Origin of the sequence: Streptococcus sp. 27098_8_91, assembly GCF_041432385.1 — a bacterium.
Lineage (GTDB): Bacteria > Bacillota > Bacilli > Lactobacillales > Streptococcaceae > Streptococcus.
On record NZ_JAPVZN010000011.1, the window covers coordinates 45,041 to 52,045 of the forward strand.

At 39.9% G+C, this 7,005-nt stretch carries 7 protein-coding genes and 1 riboswitch; of the genes, 1 reads left to right on the forward strand and 6 read right to left on the reverse strand.

The features are described from left to right. Positions 1–2 precede the first annotated feature (2 nt). From O3611_RS08895 to cls, 6 genes are all read right to left on the reverse strand, one after another. On the reverse strand, positions 3–461 hold the full coding sequence (locus O3611_RS08895; protein WP_001237459.1) for a CtsR family transcriptional regulator: 459 nt from the start codon (positions 459–461) through the stop codon (positions 3–5). 114 nt (positions 462–575) lie between these two features. Further along, positions 576–1,304, reverse strand: coding sequence for an ABC transporter ATP-binding protein (locus O3611_RS08900; protein WP_153225254.1), 729 nt, complete (start codon positions 1,302–1,304; stop codon positions 576–578). Next, positions 1,304–2,311 (reverse strand): ABC transporter substrate-binding protein, encoded by a 1,008-nt coding sequence (locus tag O3611_RS08905; RefSeq protein WP_153225253.1) that lies wholly within the window; start codon positions 2,309–2,311, stop codon positions 1,304–1,306. Before O3611_RS08905 ends, O3611_RS08900 begins: the two co-directional genes overlap by 1 nt. 38 nt (positions 2,312–2,349) lie before the next feature. Beyond that, on the reverse strand, positions 2,350–3,108 hold the full coding sequence (locus tag O3611_RS08910; RefSeq protein WP_194251833.1) for an ABC transporter permease: 759 nt from the start codon (positions 3,106–3,108) through the stop codon (positions 2,350–2,352). Then, on the reverse strand, positions 3,071–3,361 hold the full coding sequence (locus O3611_RS08915) for a thiamine-binding protein (RefSeq protein WP_153225251.1): 291 nt from the start codon (positions 3,359–3,361) through the stop codon (positions 3,071–3,073). The genes O3611_RS08910 and O3611_RS08915 overlap by 38 nt, the downstream gene beginning before the upstream one ends. A gap of 76 nt (positions 3,362–3,437) precedes the next feature. Beyond that, a riboswitch (TPP riboswitch) is annotated at positions 3,438–3,540 on the reverse strand. A 108-nt stretch (positions 3,541–3,648) separates the two neighbouring features. Continuing rightward, positions 3,649–5,181, reverse strand: coding sequence for a cardiolipin synthase (gene cls, locus O3611_RS08920; RefSeq protein ID WP_153225250.1), 1,533 nt, complete (start codon positions 5,179–5,181; stop codon positions 3,649–3,651). 402 nt (positions 5,182–5,583) lie between these two features. Between cls and O3611_RS08925 the strand changes: the two genes are divergently transcribed. Continuing rightward, positions 5,584–6,786: an IS110 family transposase gene (locus O3611_RS08925; protein ID WP_371608418.1), complete on the forward strand. Its 1,203-nt coding sequence runs from the start codon at positions 5,584–5,586 to the stop codon at positions 6,784–6,786. The last annotated feature ends 219 nt before the right edge of the window (positions 6,787–7,005 follow it).

Genomic DNA, 7,005 nt, shown 5'->3' on the forward strand with positions numbered 1-7,005 from the left:
TTCTATTTTCCTTTTCTATCTACCTCTTGTAATAACTGTCGGAGCATATTGGCACGGATAAGATTGGCATCCTCACCTAAAACCCGGTCTGTCGCCATCGCTAGTAATAGATTCATCTCCTGACGAGTCACTAAATCCTGTTCAAACAAGAGTCTTAAAACATCTTCAAAGATAACTAGGCTGACTTCTTCGCCCACCGAATACAGTAAATCGCGGAGCATTTCATGGTGGTTGGAGAATTCGATCCGTCCTATACGAATGTAGCCACCACCACCACGCTTACTTTCAACCAAGTATCCCCTGCTTTCTGTAAAACGAGTCTTAATCACATAGTTAATCTGACTAGGAACAACCTGGAAAGTATCTGCCAACTGACTCCGTTGCAACTCCACAATACCAGATTGATCTAAAATTGCCTTGATGTAGGCCTCAATATGATCTGATGTATTTTTAAGTCTCATAACAAACCCACCTCTCTTTAAACCTTGACTATCTTTGACTATTATACCGAAATTTTCTCATTTTTAAAAGAAAAAAGAGCTGGCAAAGTTCAACATCACCAACTCCCTATTTTTCTACTTATCTAAGCCTAATTCTGCAAAGATTTGACGTTTATAAGCAATTTTTTGGACTTCCTTGTCCTCGTCTTCAGACCAATCTAGTTTAATTTCTGAAACAATCTGCCCAGGGCGATTTTTCAAGATATAGATACGATCGCTAAGGTTAAGGGCCTCCTCGATACTATGCGTAATGATGAGTGTCGTCAGGCCTAGCTGTTTATGAATATCAAGATACCAGTCATGAAGCTCCATCTTAGTCATCTCATCCAAGGCACTAAAGGCCTCGTCGAGAAGAAAGAGTTTATGCCCAAATAGGTAAGTGCGAAGTAAGGCCACACGCTGGCGCATCCCGCCGCTAAGCTCATGAGGATACTTGTCCCGTACAGCCGTCAACTGAAAGGTAGCAAGGATTTCATCTGCACGGGCAATGGCTTCTGCCTTATCCACCTTTTGGATCAAGAGGGGCAAGATGATATTTCCTAGCACAGTCTTGTGCTCCAGGAGCAGATCCTTTTGTAGCATATAACTCACGCGCCCCTTAGGATTTTCTTCACCATCAAGGACAATTCGCCCTGACTGAACTTCTAAAATCCCAGCGATCAGATTAAAGAGGGTGGTCTTTCCTACACCACTTGGGCCTAGGATAGAAACCACTTCACCTGAAGTGACTTTCAGATTGATATCCTCTAAAATCCTCTCCTGACCATAGGCATAACTGACGTGTTCTAGTCTAATTTCTGTCATTATTTCACAAATTCATTAGTGAAGCCTTTGTCTGTCAAGTCTTCTTTAAGGATACCATTTTCTTTATCCCATTTGTAGAAGGCATTCCAGCGGTCAGCATCAAATTGTCCCCATTTGTCCTTGTCGCTTGCGTATTCTTTTGACAAGTATTTCTGAGATTCGATGACAAAGTCACGTTTATCCTTGAGTTCAGGTGCATTCTTGATGAGGATATCTGCAGCTTCTTCTGGGTGCTCCATGGCATATTGGTAGCCTTTTTTGATGGCTTGGATAACTTTACGAGCTTCTTCTTTATTGTCTTTCAGATAATCGTTGTTAGCGATGATAACTGGTGAGTAGTAGTCAAACTCTTTTACATAGTCTTTTAAGTACATGAAGTTGGCATCTACACCTTGAGATTTGGCAAGAATTCCATCCCAACCATAATAAATCCAAGCAGAGTCAAAAACGCCGTTGGCAATCGGTGTGATCGAGTTTGAGTCATTGTTTGGTACTTTTTCAACCTTCTCGAAGTCTCCACCTTGAGATTCTACCAAGGTTTTCAACATAGCAAGCTCAGTCGGGTCATTCCAGGTTCCGTATTTCTTACCAACTAAGTCTTTTGGACTGCTAACATTGTCAGACTTACGAGAGATGATTCCTGATGTATTGTGTTCAACTATAGCGGCAACGGCAGTGATTCCTGCCCCTTTTTCCAATTTCTTAGCCATGTAATCTTGGAAATAGATAGCAAATGGCGCCTTGCCATTGATAACTAAGTCTGACGAGCTTTCTTCAGGTGGCAATTTCAAATCAACATCCACTCCAGCTTCCTTGAAATAACCTTTTTCTTTAGCTACATAAAGCCCTGTATGGTTGGTATTTGGTGTCCAGTCTAGGATAAAATCAATTTTTTTGAGTTCTGCTTCTTTATTGTCCTTAGAAGCAGTTCCTTGACCACAAGCCACAAGCACGACAGCTACAAGAGCTGTTACAATCGTTAAAAACACTTTCCATGTTTTCTTCATTTTTATTTCCTCTTTTCTTTTTCTCAAACGTTATTGTTCTATGAACGTTTCCATTTAATCACATATTTTTCACTGACATCGACCAGCTTCATACCCAGAAGGCTGATAAGCGATACCAGAATAATAATCGCAAACATGGTATCATACTGAAACAGTTTTTTAGACTGAATCATGTAGACACCTAGTCCTTCAAAGCCTCCCAACCACTCAGATACCACTGTTGTGATAAAGGCGTAGGAGACACTCACCCTCAGTCCTGCATAAAAGTAAGGCAGGCTGACAGGGATTTTAAAATGCCAGAGAATTTGCCAAGGATTGGCTCGCATCAGACTAAACAAGGTCAGCATATCCTTGTCACAATGCCTAAATCCATCTAGAATACTGACGATAATAGGGAAGGTTGTCGTCAAGATAATCAAGACAATCTTGGGCAAGATTCCATAACCTAACCATAAAACCAGGATAGGGGCTATGGCAATGGTCGGTATGGTCTGGACAACCACCATCATAGGATAAATCAGATCATTGAGCCAGCCCAGACTATCCATAAGGACGGCCATGATACAGGCTATCAAGACACCTAACACTAGACCTAACAAGGCTACTTTCAAGGTTGCCCAACTATGGTACCAAAGAAATTCTCTGTCACGAACAAAAGACTTGAGGATTTCAAGTGGTGTCGGCAAGATAAACTTTGGTAGGAGTTTTAAGAAACCTGCCACCTGCCAAAGAGATAAGACACCCAAAAATCCTAGCAGACTAATATGCCGTCTCATGATACTTTTCAAGTTTCTCATCAATACTTAAAATCTCTCCTACATTTATTTTGACATTGGCAAAAACATTATCTGCCCCTTGACCTGCCACTTCTAAAGCTTCTTTGAGAATACGCATCAGTTCCTCAAAGTTTCCTTCTAGGACTGTTTCAAAAGGTGTCACCACCATGGACACTCCTTGAGCCTGCAGATAAGCAATAACTTGATCAATAAGGGCTATGCGGTCAATCCCTTGTGACAGGGGCAAGACTTGTAAAGCAATGCTTGCTTTCATAAAAACCTCCTTCTAAGTTACAGTTTTTCTTTGTAAAAAAAGAAAAACCTCTTTCATATATGAAAAAGGTGCAAAATTAGGCCAAGTATTCGTTCCCTACGCTGGCATTACCCAGATCAGGTGCGGTCGAAGTTTAACACTTCCTCTCAGACTGTACACAGACTCCCATATATTATATGGACATATGATAACGCAAAATAAACAAGATGTCAAGGAAACTGCTTACAGAAAAAGAGGCGGTTCTCCACCTCTCCCTCTAATCATTTATTCTCAGTTAATTCTTCCAATTAAAGCATAGGGGCGAATAATTGAACTACTTCTTTGATTAATGTTTGATACCAGGTAGGCTTGATTGTTCCAGGAAAAATTTCTTGCGACTCTTCAAAAATTTCTTCAAAGTCCTTACGAATATCTACAATCGATGGTGTTTCATATAATAAAACTGCATTTTCATAGTGGTGAACCAAGCTGCGATAATCAAGATTTATGGTTCCAACAACCGCAAATCGATCATCAACAATCATTTGCTTACTATGGATAAAACCAGGAGTATACTCGTAGATACGTACACCAGCAGACAAAAGATCAGGATAAGAACCTCGAGTTACTAACTGTATGAGCTTTTTATCTGGGATAAATGGAGTTATAATTCTCACATCTACGCCTCGCATAGCCGCATTTTTGATATCCTCTGTCAAATCATAATCAATAATGAGATAAGGCGTGGTGATATAGACAAAATCTTCCGCTTGATTAATCAGGTTTTGATAGACAATTTTACCCACCTTCATTCTATAGATAGGCTTTGGTCCACTTCCATATGGGATACATAGCCCGCCACCTAGTCGTGTCTGATTTTCCAAATGATACTGATCAAAATCACTGATTTCTCCACGGTTGATGTACCAGTTCATGAGAAATAGTCTTGTAAAGGCTTGAGTCGCCGGACCATCGATCCGAATCCCACTATCTTTCCAATGTCCAAAACGTTCAATCTGATTTATATACTCATCCGCAAGATTGACGCCACCAGTATAGGCAATCTGCCCATCAATGACCAAAATTTTGCGGTGATCTCGGTTATTATAGGCCACTGTCATACGAGGAATTACCTTATTAAACTTATGAGCCTCAATTCCTCGAGATCGGAGATGCACTGTATAATCACCTGGCAGGGTCACCATACAGCCGATATCGTCGTAGAGCATCTTAACTTCAACACCCTGAGCAGCTTTTTCTTCTAGAACTTCGAGCATACTATCCCACATCAAGCCTTCTTCGACAATGTAGTATTCTAGAAAAATAAATTTTTCAGCCCTCTTCAAATCCTCCAGCATCTGCTGCCACATTTCCTTACCATTTGAAAAGAATTGTGAGTCTGTCTGATCATAAACTTCTGCATTACTGTCCATATGCAATAAGGCATTGATAATCCCGTAGGCAGATTTATCAGTTTTCTGTATGTCTTGATGAAGACTATGTTCGCGCTTTTCATGAGATGTGATAGAACGAAGTTCCTGTAATTGTTTAAATTCCTTTTTTGATAACCGACGCTCACCAAACATGATATAAAGCAAGGGGCCAAAAACAGGGACAAAAGTGACAATCAACCACGTCACCTTGCTTTCAGGAGACATAGAACGATTGACAATGGCTAAAACAGTCGCCACGCTGACAAGAAATACAAGAGCAACCCAAACAAGTGGAGCAATCTGGCTCATGTAAAGAATGACTGCAAAAACTACAAATAATTCTATCAGAATAATCGCAATGCTAAAACCATACTTGGACATCAATAGTCGAAATTTTCTAGTCCCCATAACTCCCTCTCAATTTCTAAATAAACTCCAAAGCAACTAGCTGAAAGCGCTTGTTACCTTCTAGTATACTTAGTTTCATAAAACTTATCAAGCTTTTTCTGTATAGCCCGATAGTTCTACCTATAAAATTAAAAAGAGTCTGCGACAAAATAATTCTCAGCCACAAAAAAGCTAGATATTCCCAGTTGTGGAACTCTAGCTTTTCATCAACTCACTACAGTTGACAAACATACTAAGATTAGTAGTGAGAAAATCTCCGACGGGAGAGAGTACTCACTACTTTTTCTTTATGTTAAAGTAGAGGTGTCTTGTAAAGTCGTAGGGCTCTTTGGCGCTAGACGTCGCGTATTGAAAATAAAATCACTAAAATACGGAATTATTCAAGACAAAAGAGGTAATATCATGCGTACAGTATTTGGGATTGATGTGAGTAAGGCAAGTTCTGAGGTGGCAATTTTAGTCAACGGTGAAAAGATTCATGGATACACTATGCTCAATGACGCCATTGGCTTCAATCGTCTTTTGAATGACTTGAAAACTGTTCATAACCCTGAGATTATATTTGAAGCTACTGGTGTCTATTCTCGGCGTCTTCGAGCCTTTCTTGAAGAATACGGCTACGCTTATACACAGCTGAATCCTCTGGAAGCTAAGAAGCAACTGGACAGTCTGCGAGTTCGTAAAACAGACAAAATTGACGCTGAAAAGTTGGCTCATTCTCAGTTTATACTCAATCGTAAACCAACTTATGCGCAGGAAGAAGTTTATCAACACCTGCGTGATTTAAGCCGTTTCTATCAAAATCTTACAGAAGACATTGTTAGAGCTAAAAACCGTCTACACAAGGTCTTACAAGTCACCTTTCCTGAATTGGAAAATCTCTTATCCACACCAACTGGAGAGCAATATTGGAATTTAGTGATGGCTTTTCCATGCAAAGAGTTTGTATTAAACCTATCTCAAAATGAATTGTGTAAGATTATCCGTCAATCCACCTCCAAACGAATCTCTGAAAAGCGTATTGCTTACCTGACTGATAAACTTATAAAACTCGCTAAACAATCTTTTTGTGCGGTCAAGAAAATCTCCCCAATGCTTGAAGAGGTTCGTTACTATGCTCAAGAATTGCTTCGTCTTTCTGAGCACAGACAAATTGTCTTAGACGACATGGTAGCTCTAGCTCAGCCTTTAGCAGAGTATGACATCTTACGATCAATTCCTGGCATCGCAGAAACCACAGCGACATCTATCATTGGCGAATTGGGAGATATTCGTCGTTTTCAGTCTACCAATCAAATCAACGCTTTTATTGGCATTGACCTGAGACACTATGAATCTGGGAACTTTCTCGCCAAGGAACGCATTACTAAACGAGGTAATCCCTATGCCAGAAAAATCTTGTTCAAGTGCATTCATAACATCGCTTCAGCTAGTCATACCAATCCCTGCCATATCGCCGACTTTTATGAGAAACGAAAAAGACAATCGACAATAGCTTCAACCAAGCCACATGCGATTGCCTCTATACATCGTCTCATTCGAACAATGTATTACCTCATTACGCATAACAAACTTTACGATTACTCTTTGACCCAAAATCGATAAGGTCATCTATGCCGTATTATTATAACACCTTGTTTCAAAAAATACCAGATGAGGTGTTTTTTAGCGTGCCCTTTTATGGATCAATAAGTGGTAAAAATAAGACAGTAACCTCAGAATAGCTACTGTCTTATCTCTTTTTTTACTTAAGGCCCTTGATATACTTGACAAATGGTAGAAAAGAGCACTAAAAAAAGAACAACTAGTGTTCTTACTTTTTAA